Genomic DNA, 22012 nt, shown 5'->3' on the forward strand with positions numbered 1-22012 from the left:
TAGGGGATTTTGGGGAATTTTGCAAAGGTCTCTGCTTGTAATTCTTCGTTGTTGCGTTCGGCCATTATCATGTCGATAGTCGCTCGTTTTTTGGCATTTTCCGTGTTGCGCATAATGCCGTAAGATGCAACAAAAACGCCGATAGCGGTTAATATCGGCGTTCCTATGTGTATTAAACTATCAGTCATTACCATCCCATCCGTCAAGGAGGGTAAAGGTGTATGGATAAATATTTTTCATGGTAAGCTCCTTATTCTAAATTTAAAAATATAAGTTGCTGCTTTCACCAACAATATACCTGTGAGATGTTTTGTAATTTTTACTAATCCCTGTTTGGATTAGTAATATACGGCATCGCTAAACTATTTTCAATAATTACCTGTGTAAAGGTGCAGACGCGGGTTAGTTGGAGGGGGATTACCCTTATAAGGAGTTCAACTGCACCTTTTATTGACCAATGCTAAAACCTCATTCCCCCAGCGTTCCAGCGTATCCTTCCGTTCGTCCCAAAGTTCCGAACGGTTGTAGGCTGTTTGTGTTTTTGTTCCCAGAGAGTGGGCAAGCAGTTTTTCCGCAACGTCATTATCGACCTTCAGAACTTCCCGCAGATAGGTCCTAGCCAGCGAACGCAGGCCATGAGCCGTCGTCTCTAAGCCCGCCCGCTGCATGGCGACACGCGGGCTTTCTTTGTTGATGTGGCTTGAAAAGTTTACGCTTTCAAACACATATCGACCATTCACATTCAGTTCCCGCGCCTGTTCCAATACCCAACGCATCGCTGAAGATAACGGCACATCATGCGCCCGCCTCTCTTTTTTTCGTTCGGCGGGAATGTGCCACGCATCGGGATCCAATTCTTCCCATTCCATCAATGCCGTTTCCTGTATCCGCGTCATGGTTAATAGCAGCCAGTAGATACAGAGCCGTGTTACAGGATGGATTTTCAGGCGGCCCCCATAGTGTGCAAACTCATTGCGTTGCTCCAGAAAATCAATCAGGCGGGGCAATTGGGACGGCTTCAATGCCGCCATGTTCTTTGTTTGCGCCCGTTCAAATATGCCGGTACCGATTTGGGAGGCGGGATTTACTTCCATCATGCCCGATCCGACTGCAAACGCAAACACCATATTCAGGTTATTTTTCGTTTTCCGCAGCGTATCGGCGATGCCGTGTGCTTCCATTAGGCGCAGGCATTCCACTATATCGGATGTTTTAATTTGCCGAATATCTGCCCCACCCAGTTTAGGGAAAACCCATCGTTCAAAATTTCGTATGACCTGCTCCGCGTATTTGGCCGCACGCGCTTTCGACCATCGCGAAAACCAATCCCGCGCCACCTTCTCGAAAGCAAAATCAGCCCGAGCTTTCGGAGTAATGACGTTCTCTCCGTGCGCCCGTTTCCTGCGTATCTCTTCCCGCCATTCTCGTGCTTCTGCCAGCGAAAAATCAGGATACCGCCCCAGCGAGATTGTCTGTTGTTTGCCATCCTGTACAAACGACAATTTCCAACTACGGCCGCCGGTAGGATAAACCCATAAGGCCAGCCCGCCGCCGTCCGACAGTTTGTACAGTTTGTCTTTGGGTTTGGCGTTTTTTACCTGGTTTGCTGTCAGTGGTGTGATGATTTTTGCCATTATGGTAATTTCCAGCTTATCGGATAGTTACCATACACATTACCATAAAAAAGATGCAACACAAAGAGATGTAGTGATACAGGATTAGACGTGAAAATACACTAATCTACTGAATTTTCTGAATGAAAAAGATAAAAAAATACACCGTGATGTACGGTGTATTTGTTATTTGGCGGAAAGGAAGGGATTCGAACCCTCGATACGCTATTCACGTATACACGCTTTCCAGGCGTGCGACTTCAACCACTCATCCACCTTTCCTGAAATAAGAGGCGCATTATAGGGAAATTTATTGTTGAAGGCAATATTTTTTTCAGACGGATTTAAACAGGGAGTATCTAAATATGAAAATATTCAGGCCGTCTGAAAATCAGTTCAAATGATGCCTCTGTCTTTTTCACATAAATCATCAGGATTTTCCCGATATTGCCTGTCTAAATCCTTCAGGAAATATAAAAGGCCGTCTGAAAAAAGTTTTCAGACGGCCTCTTCCATTACTTGAATCAAGCCAACAATTCCCGCCAGCGTTTTACTTGGAAGCGCACTTGCTCCGGTGCGGTTCCGCCCAAGTGGTTACGCGCGTTCAAGCTGCCTTCGGGTGTCAGTACGCCGTACACGTCGTCTGAAATCAGCTTGCTGAAGCCTTGCAGGACTTCGAGCGGCAGTTCGCTCAAATCGACGGCCGCTTGGTCGGCATGGCGCACGGCTTGGGCAACGACTTCGTGGCTGTCGCGGAAAGGCATGCCTTTTTTCACCAAGTAATCCGCCAAATCGGTGGCGGTGGCGAAGCCCTGCATCACGGCGGCGCGCATATTGTCGGGTTTGACCGTTACGCCGCGCATCATGTCGGCGTAAATCCGCAGCGTGTCGATGAGTGTGTCGGCGGTGTCAAACAGCGGTTCTTTGTCTTCCTGATTGTCTTTGTTGTACGCCAAGGGCTGAGATTTCATCAGGGTAATCAAGCCGATAAGGTGTCCGATGACACGGCCGGATTTGCCGCGCACGAGTTCGGGCACATCGGGATTTTTCTTTTGCGGCATGATGGACGAACCTGTGCAGAAACGGTCGGCGATGTCGATAAAGCCGAAACGCGGACTCATCCACAAAATCAATTCTTCAGACAGGCGGCTCAGGTGAACCATAACCAGCGAGGCGGCGGCGGTGAACTCGACGGCAAAATCGCGGTCGGATACGGCATCGAGCGAATTTTGGCAGATTTGTTCGAAACCCAGCAATTCGGCGGTGATTTCGCGCTGAATCGGATAGGTCGTACCGGCAAGGGCGGCAGCACCTAGCGGCATACGGTTGACGCGTTTGCGACAGTCGGTCATGCGCTCGAAATCGCGTCCGAGCATTTCGACGTAGGCGAGCATGTGGTGTCCGAAACTGACGGGCTGGGCGACTTGCAGATGGGTGAAACCGGGCATGACGGTTTCGGCGTTTTGTTCCGCCAAATCGACCAAGGCCGTCTGAAGGCTCCAAATCAGGTCTTGAATAACGGTAATCTGGTCGCGCAGCCACAGGCGGATGTCGGTGGCGACTTGGTCGTTGCGGCTGCGGCCGGTATGCAGGCGTTTGCCGGCATCGCCGATTTTTTCGGTCAGGCGGCGTTCGATGTTCATGTGGACGTCTTCCAAATCCAGCGACCATTCGACTTTGCCAGCTTCGATTTCTGCCAAAATCTCGGCCATACCTTGTCGGATGGCATCCAAGTCTGATGCGGGTAACACGCCGGATTGGCACAACATCTCGGCATGAGCGAGTGAGCCTTGGATGTCCCATTGTGCCAAACGTTTGTCGAATTCGATGGAGCCGGTGTATTTTTTTACCAGTTCGGATACCGGCTCGTTGAATCTTCCCGACCATGTTTTGTTGCTATTCATATATAATCCGCAGTTTACGTTGGTTAATGATAATAAAGAAATGGGCATTATACGTCAAATGGGCAGCTGGTTTGCAGTTCCCGATATGCGCAATTTGGGTACGACGATCAGGATAGTCGCATTCGGTATCATTGCAGCATTGATGCTGCCTTTGGTGTCCGGCGACGGCGGTTCGTATTTCAATAAAGTTTTGAAGGAGCTTGAATGGATTGCCCCGGTTATTCTGATAAACGGATTGGTCGGCTATTTTACAAACCGTTTTTTAGTCAGGTACAGTCATGGTGTGTTGATTAAAATCATTGCCTGCATGGCTCAGTTTTTCATTGTCGATTACATATTCCTGGGTACGCGGGGTGAGTTTGTCAGGCATTTGGTGCTGTATGGAACGGGGTTGCTCTTCATGATGTATGTCGAGGCCAACCGTTTGCGCGCGTTGTCTCCCGCGGTATCGGAAGCCCGATTAACGGCTTTAACGGCGCGTATCCGGCCGCATTTTTTGTTTAACAGCCTCAATGCCGCCATCAGCCTGATACGTTTGCGGCCTTATGATGCCGAAACCCTGCTGGAAAACTTGGCCAACCTGTTCCGCGCCCAGTTGCGTGACGGTGGCCAGTACAGCACGTTGGGGCAGGAAATCGAATGGGCGCAGGAATATATCGCCATTGAGCAAATCCGCATGGGGCACCGCAGGGTTCAGGTGGAGTGGCATCACGATGCACCGGATGATGCGGAAACACCGCAGCTGCTGTTGCAGCCGTTGCTGGAAAATGCGGTTTTCCACGGCGTGGAAACCACCCACAGGCCGGGCAATATTGTGGTTCAAACCGCTTTGCAGGGGCATTGGCTGTATATCCGCATTGAAAACCCCTTTACACCGCATGAAAATATGGAGAATACTCAAAAAGTCCACCGCAGTAATTCTATGGCCTTAAAGAATCTGAAAGAACGTTTGGACATTATGTATGACAATGATGCCCAGCTGAAATTGGAAGCATTGGACGAATTGGGCATTTACCGCGTCGATATCCGGTTGCCTTACCGCAGCAAGGAAAAAGAAACGGAATACCAAACCTTGTTCGGCGGCGATTAAGCCGTTGATAAAGCGTATGGCTGCCATACGCGAAAACTATTGTTTAATCCCGGGGCTTGAAATCGGCGGTCTTTCCCCATATTCTGTGCGCCGTATCATTCACAACTGAAAAGAAAAGGATAAATCATGAGCAGCGAATTGATTGTGCATACCAGTGATGCCGATTTCGAACGCGATGTTTTACAGTCTGACGTTCCCGTATTGCTGGACTTTTGGGCACCTTGGTGCGGACCGTGCAAAATGATTGCACCGATTTTGGACGAAGTGGCTGCCGAATTTGAAGGCCGTCTGAAAGTGGTTAAAATCAATATTGACGAAAATGAGCAAACCCCCGCCAAATTCGGCGTTCGCGGTATTCCGACTTTGATGGTGTTCAAAAACGGCCAAAACGTGGCAACCAAAGTGGGCGCGCTGGCCAAAGGCCAATTGAGCGCTTTTGTTAATGCCTCCATCGCCTAAGCGGATTGTTATTCATTTGAAACAAAACGGTATGCCGAACGGCATACCGTTTTTCGTTGTGCGCCGTATTGACGGCGGCAAACCGGTTGGAAGTACCGCCATGTTTTTCAGACGGCCTATTTCAAAATATTGACACGGCGGATGATGACGGGTTTGACCGGGACATTTTGATGAATGGCCTGATCGGTAGTGGAAACTTTGCCGATATTGCGCACGACGTCCATACCGCCGATGACTTTTCCGAATACGGCATAGCCGTAGCCTTGGGGCGATTGGTCTTTATGGTTTAAAAATCCGTTGTCGGCCAAGTTGATAAAGAATTGGCTGGTGGCGGAATGCGGGTTGCCGGTGCGCGCCATGGCGATGGTGCCTGCCGTGTTTTTCAGGCCGTTCCCCGCTTCGTTGCTGATGGCTTTATCGGTGCTTTTTTGTGCCAGGTCGGCCGTAAAGCCGCCGCCCTGAATCATGAAACCGTCTATCACGCGGTGGAAGACGGTATTGTTATAAAAGCCTTTTTCTGCATAGCGGACAAAGTTGGCCACTGTTTTCGGCGCGCGCTGTTCATCCAGGCTGAGTTTGATGGTGCCGTAGTTGGTGTCTATCTCGGCCAAGGTTTCGGCTTGGGCGGTCAGGCCGGAAACGGCAAAAGCGGCGGCCAGCAGCAGTTTGGCGGTTTTATTCATAAAATGACTCCCGTGTGAAAAAGGTGCAATCATGCGCGATTTTTTTGTGAGGAAGGGTAAACGGCGGTTAAAACCTGTTTGAGGCCGTCTGAAAATAGGGAAACGGCAAAAAGCCGGGTTTCAAAAAAGCCAACGTGCAGCAAAAGTCCGAAAGCAGCCTGAAAGTCGGCTATACTGCAAACCCTTATCCATAAACAAGGAAACAAACCGTGGCGGTGAAGAATTACTGGCACATGCAGATGCATCCGACAGCCGAACCGGCGGATTTCGGCTGCCATATCGATTGGATTTTGGAGCACCGGAGCTTTATCGGCATGGGCGAATGGGAAGGTGGGCGCGATACGATTAACACATTTGTCAATGAGATGGCGGTGAACGACATCGTCGCCATCAAGCGCGGAGGCAAACTAGTGGCTTTGGTTCAAGTAATCGGAGATGCCTATTTCGTCCCGCGTGAAAGCGATGCCGACCCGCGCACGCAATGGATGGAAAACCGCCGCCCTGTCCGCGTATTGGACTGGGCGATCAACGGCGAAACCCTGCCGCAACGGATGGGTACGTTAAACCGCTGTGCAAACCAACAGGCGGAGACCACAAAGATTATCCGAAACTGGCACGCGCGCGTGAACGAATCGTTGAAAAAACGCGGAATCCCGATCGAAGTCTGACCGGTCTTGATGTCGCAGCCTGTAGGGTGGGGAACCGAATTGCCGTTGGAGCGGGATTGTTATGGGCATACTGAGCACTTTCATTGCAGCACTTTTTTCCACATCAGAACCTAAAATTGCCGAAATCCGACACACGGCGGAGTATGGCGGTTTGCTGCAACTCCGGATAGCGGCAGATAATAATCGGCCATGCGACAGCATACACATGACGCCGGAGAGGTTGGATTACATCATTACTTGCGGCCGATACGCAGGCAAAGCCCTGATGCCGCATCATGACATCATATTGAACCATACCGGACAGCAGCTTGTCGCTCGCTACCGTTCAAACGGAAAAATATTGTTCAAAATCAACTGTTCTGCCGACGAATACAGAAAAATCTCGGCCTTTCTGCTCGAACCGGCAGAGGATGGGCGGATGGAGATTGGAAAGGAAAGCCCGCATCCGCCCCGCAGTCATCCGTCAGACAAATGACGGCCAACCAACTTATAATGCCCAATTTCCGGGTATGGCCGTTTCATGCGGCCTGCCGCTGTCCGACACACACCTGAAAGCCACAATATGCTTATCCTGCTTGATCAAGACAACGTACTTGCCGATTTTGAAAGCGGTTTCCGCCGGCATTGGCGCAACCGCTTTGGCGAAGACGCGCCGATAGAAGGCAAAGAACATCTCTTTTATATCCGCGATCGCCTGCCCGAACACCTGCAAGCATATGCGGCCGAATTTTACGGCACAGTCGGTTTTTTCGAGAGCCTGCCGCCCGTCTCAGGCGCGGTGGAAGCCGCCCGCGCGCTCTTGGCTGCCGGCCACGACGTGCGCATCTGTACCGCGCCGGTAAACCAATACCGTTATTGTGCCGGCGAAAAAATTGCTTGGGTGGAGCAGCATTTGGGCACGGAATGGACACGGCGCGTCATCATTGCCAAAGACAAAACCTGGGTGCGCGGCGACATCCTTATCGACGACAAACCCAATATCGAGGGCACATTGCCGCCCCTATGGCAGCACCGTCTCTACGATGCGCCGCACAACCGTCATCTTGATGTGCCCCGCATCGTATGGGCACAGCCGGACACTTGGGCGGATTTGCTGGCCGGTTGATGCTGATTTTGTGCGGATGGCCGATATGGCGGATTCGCCGGGGTTGGGTTGGTATTTGATAGATTTTGTTTCGATTGAAAGATTACCCATATGCCGAGAGGCCGTCTGAAATGGTTTCAGACGGCCTCTTGCTGCATTCTGCCTATTTGTTTTTCCTGCGTTTCAATTTGGCGGGCGGGTGGTGTTGTTCCAGCCATTCGAACGCCGTTTTTGCAGTTTGCTGTTCGGCGGCACGGCGGCTGTGCGCTTCTGCGGTGGTGATGAAGCCGAGTTCGCCCAAGTCGCAGGAAACGGTGAAGCGGGCGGTATAGCCTTCGCCTTCTTGGTGTTCGATGCGGTATTTGGGCAGGGCGAGGCGACGTGCCTGCAGTGCTTCCTGCAACATGGTTTTGGCATCTTTGCCTTCGTTATCGAAGCTGATGCTGCCGACCCGGCGGGCAAACAGGTGGCGGACGACTTGTTCGGCAGCGTTGAAATCCGTGTCGAAGCTGACGGCGGCAAACATGGCTTCCATGGCGTCGGAGAGGATGGAAGGCCGTCTGAAACCTCCGCTTTTTAGTTCGCCGTTGCCCAACAGCAGGGCATCGCCGACTTTGAGTTCCGTTGCGATTTCGGCCAGTGTGTCTTGATTGACGAGGTTGGCGCGCAGGCGGGACAGGCGGCCTTCGGGCAGGTCGGGGAAGGTGTCGTAGAGCATTTTGGCTATGGTGTAGTTCAAGATGGCGTCGCCGACAAATTCGAAGCGTTCGTTATGGCGGGAGGAGTAGCTGCGGTGCGTGAGGGCACGGGTCAGCAGTTCGGGCTGTTTGAATCGGTATTGCAGTTTTTGTTGGATGTGCTGCAATGCGGCGGTATGCAGTTTTGGGTTCATTTCGGTATCCGTTAGGAGGCCCGAATGCTTTTCCATACTCGAGGGGAATACGGAAAAGGATTGGGACGGTTTGCGGCATCAGAGGCCGTCTGAAAAGGCGGTATTGTAACGGATTTGTATGTGGATGTGCCAAAGAGAGGCCGTCTGAAAAGCCTTAATCGGTTTTCAGACGGCCTTTTGTGCGGCTGTGGTTTAGAAATTCAGTCGCAGTCCGGTGCGCAGGGAGCGTCCGGGAAGCGGGGCAAGATATTTGAGGGTGGAGTTGTGCGGCCGTGCTTCGATGTTGCCTAAGTTGCGTGCATCGGCAAACCATTCAAGTGTGAGCTCTTTCGGCAGTTTGCGGGTGTAGGAGAGGTAGGCGTCCCATATGTTGTAGCCGCCGAGGTTGGGCTCTTCATATATGGCGCGGCCGCGACGTTTTTGTGCGGTGTAGCGCGTCAGGCTGCTGCCGAGCAGCCAGTTGCCTTTGCTCCATTCCAGGCCGATGCCGTAGCGAGAGGTAGGCATCGCGGGCATGTATTTGCCTTGGTTGTGGGAGCGGACGCATTTCAGCCATTTTTCGCGGTTTCTCGAGTCTTCCGTGCTGCAAGAGCTGTGATTTTCAGCAGGGTAGTTTTTGACCAGGTCGGCAAAGAGGCGTGCTTCCAAATTACCCGCGCGGTTGAGGTCGAAGAGGTGGGTGAATTCCAGTTCGAAGCCTCGGATTTTGGTGTCTCCCTGCTGCCAGTAGCGCAGCGGCATCCATTCTACTTCTGCGCCGCTGTCGTTGAGGTAAATGTAGTTGTCGAAGGCGGTGTGGTAGTAGGCGGCTTTCAGGGTGCTGTTTTTCCATTTGAATTCATTGGACAGCTCCCAGGTTTTCGCGGTTTCTTTTTTCAGGTCGGTATTGCCGCTTTCGTTGGCAAAGACTGCAAAGTGGCGGTTGGCGGCAAACAGCTCGTTGATTTCGGGTGCGCGCTGCGAGCGGCTGTGGCGGATGCCGATGCGCCAGGCATCAAAGGGTTTCCAAGACAATGCGGCCTGATTGCTGTTGAGGCTGTAGCGGTATTGTTTGTTCTCAAGCGAACCGCCGTAGTTACGCATCGGTTTAAAGCCGTTGAAGTTTGGGGTATGGCTGACACGGCCTATCCGGCTGCCGATTTCGGCTTCCCAGTTGCGGTAGTTGAATTTTTCCAAGGCGAAGATGCCGTACGATTGTGATCGAGTGTCAGGCATGAGGCGGTCGATTCCTTCGCCGCCGGTACGGCGTTTTTTCCAATCCAGTCCGGCACTGCCCCGTACCAGGCTGCCGATTTTATGGTTGAGTTCGACGCGCAACTGCGTACTGCGGCTGTCGATGCTGCTGACGAAGTGGTCGGCAAGCAGTTCGCGGTTCTCGGCATCGGTGTAAGCCAGTTGTGTTTTGACGTTATCCAGCCAGTTGTTGTTCGGTCGGTATTGGGCCTCGGCCGTCCAGCGGGTTTGGTCGGCAGAGATGTTGGTCGGCAATGCGCCGTCCAGATGAGTGCGGGTGCGGAGGAAGGAATAGCCGGGCATGCCGTAGTCTGTCAGGTAACGGCTGACGCCGATGCCCGCATAACCTTGGCTGCCGATATAGCTGGCGCCGACGGAAAAGTTACGGGTATGTTGGTGGCTGTTGGTCAGTTTGCCGTGTTCGTTGGGTGTGATGTGGGTGATGCTTTTGACGGTTTGACCCCTACCGCTGGTGATGCTCGGATCATACAGCGGGTTTTCCGCCCAATTTCCCCACTGAGGCCGTTCTGTCCTGTAAATGTCGGCGTAATCCAGCCCCATCATATCGCGCCATGCTTCGCCGCGGTCGAGGTAAGTCTGCATGACATAACGGTAGTAGCCTTTGTTGAAAAAAAAGTCGTACCGTACGTCGAATTGGCAGGTTTTCCCAAGAGGGAAGTAGTGCCTTTCGCCGACGGAATTGTAGCAGGCATCGGCTTTGCTGTTGCCGGGTATGCGATAGTGGGAAATTTTGCTGTTGATGCCGTCTACATGCCAGGCTATTTTGCCGATTTTGCCGTCTAGGGACAGCAGCTCGGTGTGGGGTGTGTTGTAACCGCCGCTTACTTCGGCTTTGCCTGTCCAGTTTTTTTCAGGCAGTTCGTCCGGGATTTGTCCGGTTTCTACGTTTACCGCGCCGCCGATGGCGTTGCCGCCGTAAAGTACGGCGGTGGATGATTTATGTACGGTGATTTTATCGGCCATAAAGGGATGGACGGCGGTAGGTAGGTTGCCGCCGAAGGCTGCCGTATCCGAAATGCCCAAGCCGTTTTCCATCAGTTTCACCCGTGTACCGCCAAGGCTGCGGATTTGCGGTGTGCCGTTGCCCGGACCGAAGCTGCTGTTTTGTACGCCGCTGATTCTTTCTACTGTCTGCCCCAATGAGGTGCTGCGGGCGGATTTCAATTTTTGTCCGTCCAAAATGTCCAGCGAATCTTTACTTCCGCTGTCCAAGCGGCTGCCGCTTTGCGCCGGCCGTTTGCCGGATACGGTTACTTCGGGAAGTTCCCCGGTTTGCACATCTTCGGCATATGAGAGCGCAGGAAAGGCGGTAATGGTGAGAAGTACGGATAATTTGATTTTATTTGAAGGGTTCATACTTTTTCTAATGCTATAATCTATCAATAACGGTTATATTATATCATTTAGCGAAAAAAAATGTTAATAGGGAAGTAAAAAATATTTCTCTGCAGATGAAAAGAGAGGCCGTCTGAAAGCATGGTTGGATGCTTCAGACGGCCTCTATCGTTGATTCGGCAAATAACTTTACAGAGAATGTTTATCTAATTATATGAATTACCGAGTAAATAAATTTTTAATGGCGTGTACTTACGGGAAGTGGTTTGCCGTTTGACATGACAGGCGCACACATTTCCGATAAATGGCTAGGCACTTTATCCTTATCGTTAATCTAGTAATAAAGAGTCGTCGGATATTTGTTCGCCACGCGTCCGTTCGAACAGGTCGAGCAGGTCGGGAACGTCCATGCCCGCGCGTTTTTCCCCGCCGACATCCAGGACGACGCGGCCTTGGTGCAGCATGACGGTGCGGCTGCCGTGGTCGAGCGCCTGACGCATGGAGTGGGTAACCATCATGGCGGTCAGTTTGTTGTCGGCGACGATTTGTTCCGTCAGTTCCATCACGAAGGCCGCGGTTTTGGGGTCGAGGGCGGCGGTGTGTTCGTCCAGCAGCAGGATTTTGCTGGGTTGCAGGCTGGCCATCAGCAGGCTGACGGCTTGGCGTTGGCCGCCGGAGAGCAGGCCGATGCGGTCTGTGAGGCGGTTTTCGAGGCCGAGTTTGAGCAGGGCGAGTTTTTCGCGGAAGAGTTCGCGGTTTTGGCGGTTCAGGGCGAAACCCAGCCCGCGTTTGCGGCCGCGGGAGTAGGCCAGTGCCATGTTTTCTTCGATGCTGAGTGCTTCGCAGGTGCCGGCCAGCGGGTCTTGGAAGACGCGGGCGACGAGGTGGGCGCGTTTGTGGGCGGGCAGGCGGGTAACGTCGCGGCCGTCGATGTGTATGCTGCCGCTGTCCACCATCAGGTCGCCGCTGACGGCGTTGAGGAAGGTGGATTTGCCCGCGCCGTTGCTGCCGATGACGGTAACGAATTCGCCGTCTCTGATGTGCAGGCTCATGCCGCGCATGGCGGGGTTTTCGATGGCTGTGCCGGGGTTGAAGGTTACTTTCAGGTTGTCGGCGCGCATCATGGTGTCGGTTTCCTTTTCAGACGGCGTTTGACGGCCGGCAGTTGCAGGGCGAATACGACCAGTACGGCGGTAATCAGGTTCAGGTCGGTGGGGCGCACGCCTATGCTTTGCAGTTGTTCGTTGCCGAGTGCGAAGGCAATCATCAGGCGATAGACGATGGAGCCGAGGACGGCGGACAGGGTGATGAGGAAGATGCGTTTTGCCGGCAGCAGGTTTTCGCCGATGATGACGGCGGCCAGGCCGATGACGATGGTGCCGATGCCGCTGCTCATGTCGGCGCTGCCGCTGGTTTGGGCGAACAGTGTGCCGCCCAGGGCGATGAGGGCGTTGGAGAGGGCCATGCCGAGGACGATCATTTTAGAGGTGGGCACGCCCTGGGCGCGCGCCATGCGGGCGTTAATGCCGGTGGCGCGTACGGCCAGGCCGGTTTTGGTGTTGAAGAACCAGTCGAGCAGGAGTTTTGCGGCGATGACGAAAAACAGGATGATGAGCGGCTGTACCCAGAATTGGTTGGAAAAATCGGGTGCGGTAAAGGGGGAGAAGACGCTGGGCGTGTCGATAAGGGGCAGGTTGGGCGTGCCGCCGGTAATGCGCAGGTTGAGCGAATAGAGGGCGACCATGACCAGGATGCTGGCCAAAAGGGGCAGGATGTTCAGTGAGACGTGCAGCCAGGCGGTAACGGTGCCGGCGGCCGCTCCGGCCAATGCGCCAAGCAGGCAGGCCAGCCAGGGATTTACGCCTGCTCCGACGGAGACGGCGAAAACGACTGCGCCGAGCGGGAAGCTGCCGTCGGCGGTCAGGTCGGGGAAGTCGAGGATGCGGAAGGAAATCAAAACGCCCAAGGCGACTAATGCGTAAATCAGGCCGGTTTCGATGCCGCCGAAAAAGGCGATCAAGGTCATTGCTGCGGTGTTTCTTTCTGGTTGTTTCCGATGTGGCCGGTATGGCGGAACGGCTGTTGGCAGTGGCTGGATTGGGGACGGGATGCGTTGTGCCGCTCCGCCACGATTTAAGTTTTACCCGTTATGCGGATTCGGCCACTTACGTTTTCAGACGGCCTTTTTTCGGGAGGCCGTCTGAAAACGGTGTGGCCGGATATTTTGCAGGAGGGTTTATTCTTTAACTTCTTTGGCTTCTTTCAGCAGTTCTTCCGGCAGGGTAATGCCCAGCGCGGCGGCGTGTTTTTTGCTGAGGTAGAGGTCGAGCTGGTCGAGTTTTTCAGACGGCATGTCGCCCGGTTTGCCGCCTTTCAAAACGGCTGCGGCGAGCTTGCCTGCTTTTTGGCCCGTGCCGAAGGAATCCATGCCCAAGGCCGCAACCGCGCCGCGCGTTACCGAGTCGGCATCGGAGGCGACCAGGGGGATTTTCAGTTCCATCGAGGCTTTATACATGGATTCGTAAGAGGAAACGACGTTGTTGTCGAGCGAGGTGAAAATCACGTCGGCTTTGCCGCCCAAGCTGCGTGCGGCGGTCAATACGTCGGCCGAACGCTGTGCGGGCGCGGCGGCTACTTCGATGTTTTGTTCGGCGGCTTTGGCTTTCAGGCGTTCGAGCACGGTGGTGGAATTGACTTCGCCGGGGCTGTAAACGTAGCCGATGGTTTTCAGGTTGGGCACCAGTTTTTTCATCAGGTCGATTTGCGGGCCGACGGGCAGTTCGTCGGATACGCCGGTGATGTTGGTGTGCGAGGGTTCGAGCGAGGGCACGAGTTTGGCGCCGACGGGGTCGGTTACGGCGGTGTAGATGAGGGGGATGTTTTTAGTGGCGGCGGCGACTGCCTGCGCGCTCGGGGTGGTGATGGCGATGATGGCGTCAGGGTTGGCACCGGCGAATTTTTTCGCGATTTGGGCGGCGTTGGCGGTGCTGCCTTGCGCGCTTTGGAAGTCTACGGTGAGGTTTTTGCCTTCTTCAAAGCCTTCGGCTTTCAGGCCGTCCAGAACGCCTGCGCGGATGGTGTCGAGCGCGGGGTGGTCGGCGATGGCGGTGATGGCGATTTTTTTCTGTTCCGCCGCCGAGGCTGCCGGGGCGGGGGCGGTTTGGCCGTTGTCGGCCTGTTTGTCGGCCGGCGTGCAGGCGGCGAGGATGGCGGCGGCAATGATGCCGAATATGGAGCTGGTGTATGCGGTGCGCGGGGTCATGGTCGGTTTTCTTTCGCTGAAAGGGTTAAATTATAGCGGGTTTTGTATGTTTTTGTAATGACGGCAGGCGTTTTGCCTGCCGTTTGCCGGATGTGTCTTTTCAGACGGCCTCTGTGCCGTTTTCGCTGCCGCCGGATGTTTCCTGCGGGTTTTCCAGTTTGGCTAGACGTGCTTCGAGTTCGGCCAGTTTGGTACGGGTTTTGATGAGGACTTGCTGCTGGATGTCGAATTCTTCGCGGGTGACCAGATCCATTTTGTTAAATGCGCTGCCGAGCATGGCTTTGACGTTTTTTTCCATATCTTTGGCCGGGCTGTTGGCGATGGTTTCGCCGATTTTGGCGGATACTTCTTCTAAGATTTTCGAACCGAACATGGCTGTTTCCTTCTTTAAACTGAACAGGGCGGATGACGCGGCATTGTATAGGCAAACAGGCCGTCTGAAAAGTTTGCGCTACAGCCATTCGGCCAGTGAGGCGGTGGGGATGTCCCACGACCAGATGCCGTTGCTGCCGCCGGAATCGAGTCCGCGCAGGAAGAGGTAGCGGATGCGGACGGTGCGGGGCATCTGTCCGCGCTGTTTGAGGTGGCGGGCGGCGGCAAGGGCGTATATCCAGGCTTGGAGGTAATAGTGGTGGTCGGCGACGGTTTGGTCGAGGGCGGATTGGGTGTAGCTGCCGTTGTCCATGCCCAGGTGGTTGGATTTGTAGTCGATGATGCAGGCCGTGCCGTCGGGCAGCAGGCAGGTCAGGTCGATGAAGCCGTTGAGGAAGCCTTGCAGGGTGGGGAAGTCCAGCCGTTCTGCGGCGGCGGTGCAGGCTTCGGGCAGGCCTGCGGCGGCCAGATGGTTTTTCAGACGGCCTAATTCCAAACGGTCGAAGTGCATGACGAAGCCCATTTCCGCTTTGCGGCGGGCGGCGGGGAGGGACGAGAGGGTGGTGCCGCCGTGCAGCGGTGCGGCGGCTGTTTGGTCGGCCATGAGGCAGACGGCATCCAGCCATTCGGTTTCGATGCCGTGTTTTTCCAATATGGCGGCGATGTTTTCGCGCTGTTGTCCGGCGTGGCGGGCGAAGTCGTGTTTTTCGAGGATTTCGTGCAGGCAGATGCCGGCGGCCGCGCCGCGGGGAAAGTGGAAGATGTCGCGCGGGGCGTTGTCCGTGTCGGGAGGCGGCAGAAGGCTGCCGGCGGACAGTTCGGCCGGGTCGAGCGCGGGTTGCAACCCGTCGTCGTCATCAGGCCGGGCCGTACCGTGGCCGAGGTGGCGGGTGAGGCCGGTGAAGCTGGTGTGGCGGATGAAGCTGAAACGGCGGGGCAGGTAAACGGCGGCACGGTATTCGGTGCCGCTGCGGCGGCGTGTTTGCACGGCTGCCGAAAGGGGTGCGCCTTCCTGCCATTCGATGCTTTCGGGGGCGGCGTTTATCCAGCGCAGCCAGTTGCGGCGCAGCATCTCGGTTTGGTTTTCTTTCTCGGCTTCGTAGGCTTGGCGGGTTTTCAGACGGCCGTCTGAAGGCAGGCCTTCGAGCAGGTAGGCAAAGGTGTTGCGCGGGGTGCTGCTGCAGCGGGCGGCATAGATGACGAGTTGTTCTTCGGCGCGGGTGAGGGCGACGTAGAGCAGGCGCAGGCGTTCGCCCAGGTCTTCGTCGTCGAGCTGTTCGCGGTCGGCTTCGTCGAGCTGGCTGTCGGCAAGCAGTTCGCTGCCGTTTTCGCGGTGGAGGATGTGCCATGCTTCGTTTTTCTTTTCGGCGGTATCCCAGGAGAACGGGCAGAAGACGAAGGGATATTGCAGGCCTTTTGAAGCATGGATGGTTACGATTTTGACCAGTGCCTCGTCGCTTTCCAGCCGTAGGACGGCGTTTTCGTTTTGGGGCGGGTCTTGGATTTTGGCCAGCAGCCATTGGTGCAGCGCGGCGGGGGTGTGGCTGTTTTCGTTTTCGTCGGCCAAAAGTTCGGCCAGCTGCCAGAAGTTGGTCAGGGTGCGTCCGCCGTCTGCGGCCAGCAGGCGGCCTTCGAGGCCGTAGCGGCGGGTGAAGGCCGTCAGGGCGGCGTAGATGCCCTGCCGCTGCCAAATTTGCAGGAAATCTTCGGCGGCGGAGATGTATCCGGACAGCAGGGCTTCGTCGCGGTTGAGGGCATGGAGTTGTTCGGCGGTTTGGCCGAACAGGGTGCCGGCGAGGATGAAGCGCAGGGGTTCGGTGCGGCGCGGTTCGAGCCAGAAGCCGAGCAGGGCGGCCAGGGCTTTGGCTTCTTCGCCGGCAAATACGGATTCGCGCTCTATGGAGACGCTGGGGATGCCGCGTGCGGCCAGGGTGCGCTTTATCATCGCGCCTTGGTTGTGGCTGTGGACCAAAACGGCGATTTGGCCGGCTTCCACGGGGGTGTTTTTGTAATTCAGACGGCCTTCCGCCGCTTGGTTGATCAGGGCGGCGATTTCGTCGGCGCAGTATTCGGCTGCGCGGCTGCGGAGGGTTTCTTTGTTGGGGTCGGGTTCGCCGCCGTCGTTCAGCCAGCGGATTTTCAATGCCGCCTGCAGCGGGGTGAGGCGGCTTGTCCCGCGCGGGGCGGTAACGGCCGGGTAGCCGATGTGTTCGAGGACGAAGGGGCGTTCTTTCTGTTGGAACAGGCGGCCGATGTTGTCGATGAGCAGGCTGTGGCTGCGGTAGTTGTGCGCGAGGGTGTAGTGGATGGGGGTGTCGGCGGCGGCTTGGAGGTAGGCGTAGATGTCCGCGCCGCGAAAGCCGTAAATCGCCTGTTTGGGGTCGCCGACGAGGAAGAGCGGGTTGCCGTGGGCGGCAAAGGTGCGGCGGAAGATTTCGTATTGCAGCGGGTCGGTGTCTTGGAATTCGTCTATCAGGGCGACGCGCCAGTTTTGCGAGACGGCTTCGGCGAGTTTGTCTCGGTGTGCGCCGGCGGTGAGGGCGTGGTAAACGTCGAGCAGCAGGTCGTCGGGGCTGCGTTCCTGCCGCGTCGCCCGCTGTTCGGCGGCGGTGCGGCGGACGTATTGCAGGCAGTCGAGCTGTAGGGCGATAAGTGCCTGTTGTTCGGCATCGAGCAGGGCGGATGCTGCGGTTCGGACTTTGTGGAATAAGGAGAGTGCGGCCAGGTCGGCTTCGGGGGCGGTTTGGCCTTTTTTGACGGCGGCGGTCAGGTAGTCGGCGGAAAAAACGCTTTCCCCGTTGGTGTTGCTCAGGTTTGTTTCCAGCCATTTTGCAGGCATCGCCGTTTGTTGCAGCAGTTTTTTCAGTTCGGCCAGTTTGGCTTCGTAGGTGTTTTTGCGGAATTTGTTGCCGTTCAACATGGGATGCACCCGCCAGAACAGGTCTTTCAGTTCGGGGAAACGTTGTTGCAGTTCCGTCCAAACCGCCTGCGCCCGCTCCGTTTCGGCGGCCAAATCGGTTTGAGGCCGTCTGAAAAGCAGGTCGGGACGGCCGAGGTAGCGGGAAAACTGTTGCAATACCTGGTCGGGCGTGAGGTCGGCATGAAAGGCGAGGCGGGCGTTTTGCGCATCGTGCGACACGTTTTGCCGCCAGAAATCTTGCGCGTAGGTGTTCAACTCGCGCTTGTCGTTGTCGTCGGCAGAGGAGGTTTCAAACGGCACTTGGCAGAGGAAGGCGTAGTCGCCCAGCAGGCGTTGGCAGAAGCCGTGGATGGTGTAGATGGCGGCGTTGTCGAACTGCGACAGCGCGGCCTTCAGGCGCAGTTCCAGCCGTTCGGGCGTTTCCTGCCGCGCCGCCTGTTCGAGCAGGCCGCGCATGAAATCGTCGGCTTCTTCGTCCATTTTGTCGCCGCGTATCCGTCGGAAAGCTTCGTCCAAACGGCCGCGCAGGCGGGTTTTCAGTTCGGCGGTGGCGGCTTTGGTGAAGGTAACCACCAGCACTTTGTCCACAGGCAGTTTTTCCAGCAGGATCAGGCGGGCGAAGAGGGCGGCGATGCCGTAGGTTTTGCCGGTGCCGGCGGAGGCTTCGATTAAGGCGGTGCCTTGTACGAGGACGGTCAGCGGGTCGAACGGGAGGATGCTGCGGGACATGGCGGCGGGTCGGAAGTGTGGAAAACGCGCATTATAGCGCAAGGCGGCCGTCTGAAACGTTGCGGCGGCGGGTTGTGCTTGTGGTTTTTCCGCCGCCTTTCGCGCTAAAATGCCGCTTTTTTTCAGACGGCCTTTGCTATGAGCGACACTCCGAACTACATCACGCCCGCAGGCTGGCGCAGCTTGAAAGACGAGTTGTACCAGTTGGTCAATAAAGAACGGCCCGAAATCGTGCAGATTGTGAACTGGGCGGCTTCCAACGGCGACCGCAGCGAAAACGGCGATTATCTTTACGGCAAACGTCGGATGCGCGAAATCGACCGCCGCATCCGCTTTCTCACCAAGCGTTTGGAGGCGGCACAGGTCGTCGATCCGGAAACACGCGAGGCCACCGACCAAATCTTTTTCGGCGCAACCGTAACCCTGCTGCGCGGCAACGGCAGCGAGCAGACGGTAAAAATCGTCGGCATAGACGAAATCGACACCGCGCAAAACAAAATTTCCTGGATTTCCCCGCTGGCGCGCTGCCTGATTAAGGCGCGGGAGGGCGACGAAGTGTCGCTGAACACGCCGGAGGGACGCGAGGACATCGAAATCCTCGAAGTGGCCTATGTCAGAATCGATTGAGTCCACCCGTGACGGGATAAGCAAAAAGAGCCGGAAAATATCCGGCTCTGTTTGTGTTTCGGCTTGTCGGTTTTACTGTTTGACTTCACGGCCTTTGAGGTCGATTGAAAAATCACGGCCGTTTTGCCGCACTCTGGCGGACGTGCCGTATTGATCGATAAACGGCTCGGCCTCCTGATAGCGGAACGGGATGCGGGTTTTGCCCGACAAATCGATGTAGCCCCAAAGCTTGCCTTTTTTTACCGGTATCAGCAGTTCTCGGTTTCTCGGAAACCTTTCCGCCGGTTTGTCGGCGGCATCCTGATATTGCGGCGGGATAATAATTTTTCCGTCCAATTCGGCATAGCCGTAAAGACCGTTTTTCTGAATTAGCATCACGACGTTGTCGTAGCAGCCGACCCCGTCGAAGCGGGCGGCGACGTCGGGGTCGGGTTTGACGCAGATGGAGGGCATGGCGATGGCGGCGGCGGGCAGGGCGGCGGCCGCTAAAAAGGCGGCGGAAAACAGTGCGGCGGTTTTCTTGTTCATATCGGCTTTTTCTGTGCGGTTCGGGTGTAAACGGGGAGGGAAAATGTTTTCAGACGGCCTCTCCGGGCAGGGAGGCCGTCTGAAAAACAGGTTCAGCGGGTCAGCAGGATCAGGGCTTCGCGGTATTTTTCCACGGTTTTGGCGATGACGTCGGCGGGAACGCGCGGGGCGGGGGCCTGTTTGTTCCAGCCGCTTTGCTCCAGCCAGTCGCGGACGAACTGTTTGTCGAACGAAGGCGGGTTGGTGCCGACTCGGTATTGGTCTGCCGGCCAGAAGCGGCTGGAGTCGGGGGTCAGCACTTCGTCCATCAGGGTCAGCGTGCCGTTTTCGTCGAGGCCGAATTCGAATTTGGTGTCGCAGATGATGATGCCGCGCGATTTGGCGTATTCGGCCGCTTCGGTGTACAGGCGGACGGCTTTGTCGCGCACTTCTTCCGCCAGTTCTGTGCCGATGATGTTTCGGCATTCTTCGAAGATGATGTTTTCGTCGTGGTCGCCGACGGCGGCTTTGGTGGACGGGGTGAAGATGACTTCGGGCAGCTGCTGGGCTTCCTGCAGGCCGGTAGGAAGCGGGATGCCGCATACCGCGCCGGTTTGCCGGTAGTCTTTCCAGCCGCTGCCGGCCAGGTAGCCGCGCACGATGGCTTCCACTTTGACGGGGGTCAGTTTTTTGGCGACGACGGCGCGTTTTTCCAGTGCCTGCGCCTGCTCGTGCGGCAATACGTCGTAAACAGTGTCGCCCGTGAAGTGGTTGGGCATGATGTGGGCGAGTTTACCGAACCAAAAATTAGAGATGGCGGTGAGGATTTCGCCTTTGCCGGGAATGGGGTCGTCGAGGATGACGTCGAAGGCGGAGAGGCGGTCGGATGCGACCATCAGCATACGTTTATCGTCGATTTCGTATAAGTCGCGTACTTTGCCGGAATAGATTTTTTTCAAACTGATGTGGGTCATGGCCGGGATTCCTGTGGGTTGAAAGGGTGTGGAAAGGGGCGCATTGTACTCCAAACGGCGTGTTTTGCAGCAGGAGGCCGTCTGAAAAAACGTGTGCGGCCGGAATTTTCCGCAACGGTTTTTCAGACGGCCTTCAATTGGGGAGGTGAAGGTGCAGCCTTGCGGCAGCGGAATGTTTTTCAGACGGCTTCGAAAGTTTGTTTTTAAAACAGCCATTGCGAGAGGCTGTAAATCAAGAGGCCGGCCAGGCCGCCGACGAGGGTGCCGTTGATGCGGATGTATTGCAGGTCGCGGCCGAGGCCAAGTTCCAGTTTGTCGGTGATTTCTTCGCCGTTCCAGCGTTTGACCTGTTCGGCGACGAAGGCGGCGGCACGGCCTTTGTTGCTGCCCAGCAGTTCGCGGGCAAGCAGGGTGAGGCGGATGTCGGCGCGGCGCATGAGGCGGGGGTTGCGTTCGATTTGCGCCGGGATGCGGTCGAGCAGTTTTTCTATTTGTGCGCGTATGCGTGAGCTTTCCGCCGCCGTGTCGCGCCGCGTCCATTCGGTCAGGCTTTGCCACAGTTGCGCGAGGCTGCGCCGCAGGGCGGGGGAGGCGGCGAGTTGCGCCTTGCCCGCTTCGAGGCGGCGGTGCCAGCTTGCGGAGTGGCGCAGTTCGCCGATCATTCGGGCGTATTGGCGGTCGAACATTTGCCGCAGGGCGTGGCCGGGCTGTGCGGCGGCATCGGCCAGGCAGCCGTCCGCCCAATCCAGCACTTTGGCCGCCACCCAGTCGTCCACGCGGCCGACGAGGGCGGATTTGAGGGAGGCTTTGAGTTTGTCCCAGCTGCCGGGCGAACCGCTGTCGATTTTGGCCGCCCATTCGCGCAGGTTTTGTTCCAGCAGCACGCGGGTGCTTTCGCTTTGCAGCCATGTCCGCGTGTGGCCGAGCAGGGCGAGGAACAGGCTTTCGTGCATGTCGCGGTTTTTCAGCAGTTCCATGCCGTCGGCCAGCGTGCCGCCGATTTTGCCGCCGTCGTATTGTTCGGCCAGCAGTTTGGCGGCAAAGCGGGCGGCCTGTTCGGGCGGCATGGTTTGCAGCAGGTCGGGCAGGCGGGCGCATAAAGGGGGCAGCCAGATGCGGCGGACGGCGGGGTCGGTCAGGCGGCGCAGTAGTTTTTCCGTCGGCGCGGCGCGGTAAACGCGCAGGGCGACCGGCCGTTCGCGCAGGAAGTTGTATTCGATGAAGCGGCCGAGTTCGTCGGCAATGCGGTTTTGGTTGCGCGGCAGGATGGCGGTGTGGGGGACGGGCAGTCCGAGGGGCCGTCTGAAAAGGGCGGTAACGGCAAACCAGTCGGCCAGCCCGCCTATCATGGCGGCTTCCGAGAAGGCTTTGAGGTAGGCCAGTTGGGGGTAACGGTGCAGGAAGGCTGCGGAAAGGCAGAACAGTACGGCGGCGGCCAGAAGCAGGACGGTGGCGAGACGGCGGCTTTTTTTCAGGCGCAGCCGTGCGGCTTGGGTGCGTGCGGCGGCGGAAAGGGTTTGCATGGCGGTTCCTTGTGCTTATTTTTTGTGCAGTTTGTTTTTTGCCTGTCTCCCGAAAGGCTTAGGGGGTTTATCCACATTTTCTATACAGGGCGGCAAACAGCGGCTGTGGGTTTTGT

At 56.2% G+C, this 22012-nt stretch carries 20 protein-coding genes and 1 tRNA gene; 6 read left to right on the forward strand and 15 right to left on the reverse strand.

All coding sequences use genetic code 11. The annotated features are described in order from the left end of the window. From HMPREF3107_RS00985 to argH, 4 genes are all read right to left on the reverse strand, one after another. The coding region (locus tag HMPREF3107_RS00985) for a DUF4760 domain-containing protein (RefSeq protein WP_141742796.1) at window positions 1-188 on the reverse strand (188 nt) is incomplete at its 3' end. Window positions 189-434: 246 nt separating this feature from the next. Beyond that, window positions 435-1634, reverse strand: a complete 1200-nt coding sequence (locus tag HMPREF3107_RS00990; protein WP_070452288.1) for a tyrosine-type recombinase/integrase — start codon at window positions 1632-1634, stop codon at window positions 435-437. Between the two features lie 170 nt (window positions 1635-1804). Beyond that, window positions 1805-1895 (reverse strand) — tRNA-Ser (locus HMPREF3107_RS00995). A 242-nt stretch (window positions 1896-2137) separates the two neighbouring features. After that, window positions 2138-3517: an argininosuccinate lyase gene (gene argH / locus HMPREF3107_RS01000; protein ID WP_070452291.1), complete on the reverse strand. Its 1380-nt coding sequence runs from the start codon at window positions 3515-3517 to the stop codon at window positions 2138-2140. A 40-nt stretch (window positions 3518-3557) separates the two neighbouring features. On the opposite strand from argH, the gene HMPREF3107_RS01005 reads away from it, so the two are divergent. Further along, window positions 3558-4607, forward strand: a complete 1050-nt coding sequence (locus HMPREF3107_RS01005; protein WP_070452294.1) for a sensor histidine kinase — start codon at window positions 3558-3560, stop codon at window positions 4605-4607. Window positions 4608-4733: 126 nt separating this feature from the next. Further along, complete coding sequence (trxA, locus tag HMPREF3107_RS01010; RefSeq protein WP_070452298.1) at window positions 4734-5066, forward strand: thioredoxin TrxA; 333 nt, start codon at window positions 4734-4736, stop codon at window positions 5064-5066. A 116-nt stretch (window positions 5067-5182) separates the two neighbouring features. Here trxA and HMPREF3107_RS01015 read toward each other — a convergent pair whose 3' ends face one another. Next, a complete protein-coding gene (locus HMPREF3107_RS01015) occupies window positions 5183-5749 on the reverse strand; it encodes a peptidylprolyl isomerase (protein ID WP_070452301.1) in 567 nt (188 codons plus the stop codon). A gap of 209 nt (window positions 5750-5958) precedes the next feature. Here HMPREF3107_RS01015 and HMPREF3107_RS01020 point away from each other — a divergent pair, with 209 nt between their 5' ends. The 3 genes from HMPREF3107_RS01020 (at window position 5959) to HMPREF3107_RS01030 (ending at window position 7522) form a co-directional block, all read left to right on the forward strand. Next, window positions 5959-6417, forward strand: coding sequence for a pyruvate kinase (locus HMPREF3107_RS01020; protein ID WP_246828553.1), 459 nt, complete (start codon window positions 5959-5961; stop codon window positions 6415-6417). Between the two features lie 205 nt (window positions 6418-6622). Further along, window positions 6623-6892, forward strand: coding sequence for a hypothetical protein (locus HMPREF3107_RS01025; RefSeq protein WP_141742797.1), 270 nt, complete (start codon window positions 6623-6625; stop codon window positions 6890-6892). Between the two features lie 87 nt (window positions 6893-6979). Then, a complete protein-coding gene (locus tag HMPREF3107_RS01030; RefSeq protein WP_070452311.1) occupies window positions 6980-7522 on the forward strand; it encodes a 5' nucleotidase, NT5C type in 543 nt (180 codons plus the stop codon). 142 nt (window positions 7523-7664) lie between these two features. Here the strand turns inward: HMPREF3107_RS01030 and rnc are convergent, their stop codons facing one another. From rnc to recB, 7 genes are all read right to left on the reverse strand, one after another. Beyond that, window positions 7665-8393, reverse strand: coding sequence for a ribonuclease III (gene rnc, locus HMPREF3107_RS01035; RefSeq protein ID WP_049249537.1), 729 nt, complete (start codon window positions 8391-8393; stop codon window positions 7665-7667). 192 nt (window positions 8394-8585) lie between these two features. Continuing rightward, a complete protein-coding gene (locus tag HMPREF3107_RS01040; protein ID WP_083284576.1) occupies window positions 8586-11003 on the reverse strand; it encodes a TonB-dependent receptor in 2418 nt (805 codons plus the stop codon). A gap of 308 nt (window positions 11004-11311) precedes the next feature. Further along, window positions 11312-12106, reverse strand: a complete 795-nt coding sequence (locus HMPREF3107_RS01045; protein ID WP_003770738.1) for an ABC transporter ATP-binding protein — start codon at window positions 12104-12106, stop codon at window positions 11312-11314. Further along, window positions 12103-13008: an ABC transporter permease gene (locus HMPREF3107_RS01050; protein WP_070452314.1), complete on the reverse strand. Its 906-nt coding sequence runs from the start codon at window positions 13006-13008 to the stop codon at window positions 12103-12105. The genes HMPREF3107_RS01045 and HMPREF3107_RS01050 overlap by 4 nt, the downstream gene beginning before the upstream one ends. A 210-nt stretch (window positions 13009-13218) precedes the next feature. After that, the gene (locus HMPREF3107_RS01055) at window positions 13219-14244 is read right to left on the reverse strand and encodes an ABC transporter substrate-binding protein (RefSeq protein ID WP_070452317.1); all 1026 of its coding nucleotides are present in this window, start codon (window positions 14242-14244) and stop codon (window positions 13219-13221) included. A gap of 100 nt (window positions 14245-14344) precedes the next feature. Beyond that, on the reverse strand, window positions 14345-14617 hold the full coding sequence (locus HMPREF3107_RS01060; protein ID WP_003770747.1) for an accessory factor UbiK family protein: 273 nt from the start codon (window positions 14615-14617) through the stop codon (window positions 14345-14347). Between the two features lie 78 nt (window positions 14618-14695). Beyond that, a complete protein-coding gene (gene recB / locus HMPREF3107_RS01065) occupies window positions 14696-18265 on the reverse strand; it encodes an exodeoxyribonuclease V subunit beta (protein ID WP_070452320.1) in 3570 nt (1189 codons plus the stop codon). 138 nt (window positions 18266-18403) lie between these two features. On the opposite strand from recB, the gene greB reads away from it, so the two are divergent. Further along, window positions 18404-18892, forward strand: a complete 489-nt coding sequence (greB, locus tag HMPREF3107_RS01070) for a transcription elongation factor GreB (protein WP_070452323.1) — start codon at window positions 18404-18406, stop codon at window positions 18890-18892. A 72-nt stretch (window positions 18893-18964) separates the two neighbouring features. On the opposite strand, the gene HMPREF3107_RS01075 is transcribed toward greB, so the two are convergent. The 3 genes from HMPREF3107_RS01075 to HMPREF3107_RS01085 form a co-directional block, all read right to left on the reverse strand. Further along, the gene (locus HMPREF3107_RS01075) at window positions 18965-19420 is read right to left on the reverse strand and encodes a WG repeat-containing protein (RefSeq protein ID WP_070452326.1); all 456 of its coding nucleotides are present in this window, start codon (window positions 19418-19420) and stop codon (window positions 18965-18967) included. 92 nt (window positions 19421-19512) lie between these two features. Continuing rightward, a complete protein-coding gene (locus HMPREF3107_RS01080) occupies window positions 19513-20373 on the reverse strand; it encodes a phosphoribosylaminoimidazolesuccinocarboxamide synthase (protein ID WP_070452394.1) in 861 nt (286 codons plus the stop codon). A 203-nt stretch (window positions 20374-20576) separates the two neighbouring features. After that, window positions 20577-21896, reverse strand: a complete 1320-nt coding sequence (locus tag HMPREF3107_RS01085; protein WP_070452329.1) for a DUF445 domain-containing protein — start codon at window positions 21894-21896, stop codon at window positions 20577-20579. Window positions 21897-22012 lie beyond the last annotated feature (116 nt).

Origin of the sequence: Neisseria sp. HMSC31F04 (assembly GCF_001807735.1) — a bacterium.
GTDB classification, from domain to species: domain Bacteria; phylum Pseudomonadota; class Gammaproteobacteria; order Burkholderiales; family Neisseriaceae; genus Neisseria; species Neisseria elongata.

Excerpts from the sequence above, each read along its gene's own strand:
- HMPREF3107_RS01025 (WP_141742797.1), top strand. The coding sequence starts at position 6,623 with ATGACGCCGGAGAGGTTGGATTACATCATTACTTGCGGCCGATACGCA.
- HMPREF3107_RS01015 (WP_070452301.1), bottom strand. The coding sequence starts at position 5,749 with ATGAATAAAACCGCCAAACTGCTGCTGGCCGCCGCTTTTGCCGTTTCC.
- HMPREF3107_RS01080 (WP_070452394.1), bottom strand. The coding sequence starts at position 20,373 with ATGACCCACATCAGTTTGAAAAAAATCTATTCCGGCAAAGTACGCGAC.
- HMPREF3107_RS01060 (WP_003770747.1), bottom strand. The coding sequence starts at position 14,617 with ATGTTCGGTTCGAAAATCTTAGAAGAAGTATCCGCCAAAATCGGCGAA.
- trxA (WP_070452298.1), top strand. The coding sequence starts at position 4,734 with ATGAGCAGCGAATTGATTGTGCATACCAGTGATGCCGATTTCGAACGC.
- greB (WP_070452323.1), top strand. The coding sequence starts at position 18,404 with ATGAGCGACACTCCGAACTACATCACGCCCGCAGGCTGGCGCAGCTTG.
- HMPREF3107_RS00990 (WP_070452288.1), bottom strand. The coding sequence starts at position 1,634 with ATGGCAAAAATCATCACACCACTGACAGCAAACCAGGTAAAAAACGCC.
- HMPREF3107_RS01075 (WP_070452326.1), bottom strand. The coding sequence starts at position 19,420 with ATGAACAAGAAAACCGCCGCACTGTTTTCCGCCGCCTTTTTAGCGGCC.
- rnc (WP_049249537.1), bottom strand. The coding sequence starts at position 8,393 with ATGAACCCAAAACTGCATACCGCCGCATTGCAGCACATCCAACAAAAA.
- HMPREF3107_RS01085 (WP_070452329.1), bottom strand. The coding sequence starts at position 21,896 with ATGCAAACCCTTTCCGCCGCCGCACGCACCCAAGCCGCACGGCTGCGC.
- HMPREF3107_RS01045 (WP_003770738.1), bottom strand. The coding sequence starts at position 12,106 with ATGATGCGCGCCGACAACCTGAAAGTAACCTTCAACCCCGGCACAGCC.
- HMPREF3107_RS01030 (WP_070452311.1), top strand. The coding sequence starts at position 6,980 with ATGCTTATCCTGCTTGATCAAGACAACGTACTTGCCGATTTTGAAAGC.
- HMPREF3107_RS01040 (WP_083284576.1), bottom strand. The coding sequence starts at position 11,003 with ATGAACCCTTCAAATAAAATCAAATTATCCGTACTTCTCACCATTACC.
- HMPREF3107_RS01055 (WP_070452317.1), bottom strand. The coding sequence starts at position 14,244 with ATGACCCCGCGCACCGCATACACCAGCTCCATATTCGGCATCATTGCC.
- recB (WP_070452320.1), bottom strand. The coding sequence starts at position 18,265 with ATGTCCCGCAGCATCCTCCCGTTCGACCCGCTGACCGTCCTCGTACAA.
- HMPREF3107_RS01005 (WP_070452294.1), top strand. The coding sequence starts at position 3,558 with ATGGGCATTATACGTCAAATGGGCAGCTGGTTTGCAGTTCCCGATATG.
- argH (WP_070452291.1), bottom strand. The coding sequence starts at position 3,517 with ATGAATAGCAACAAAACATGGTCGGGAAGATTCAACGAGCCGGTATCC.
- HMPREF3107_RS01050 (WP_070452314.1), bottom strand. The coding sequence starts at position 13,008 with ATGACCTTGATCGCCTTTTTCGGCGGCATCGAAACCGGCCTGATTTAC.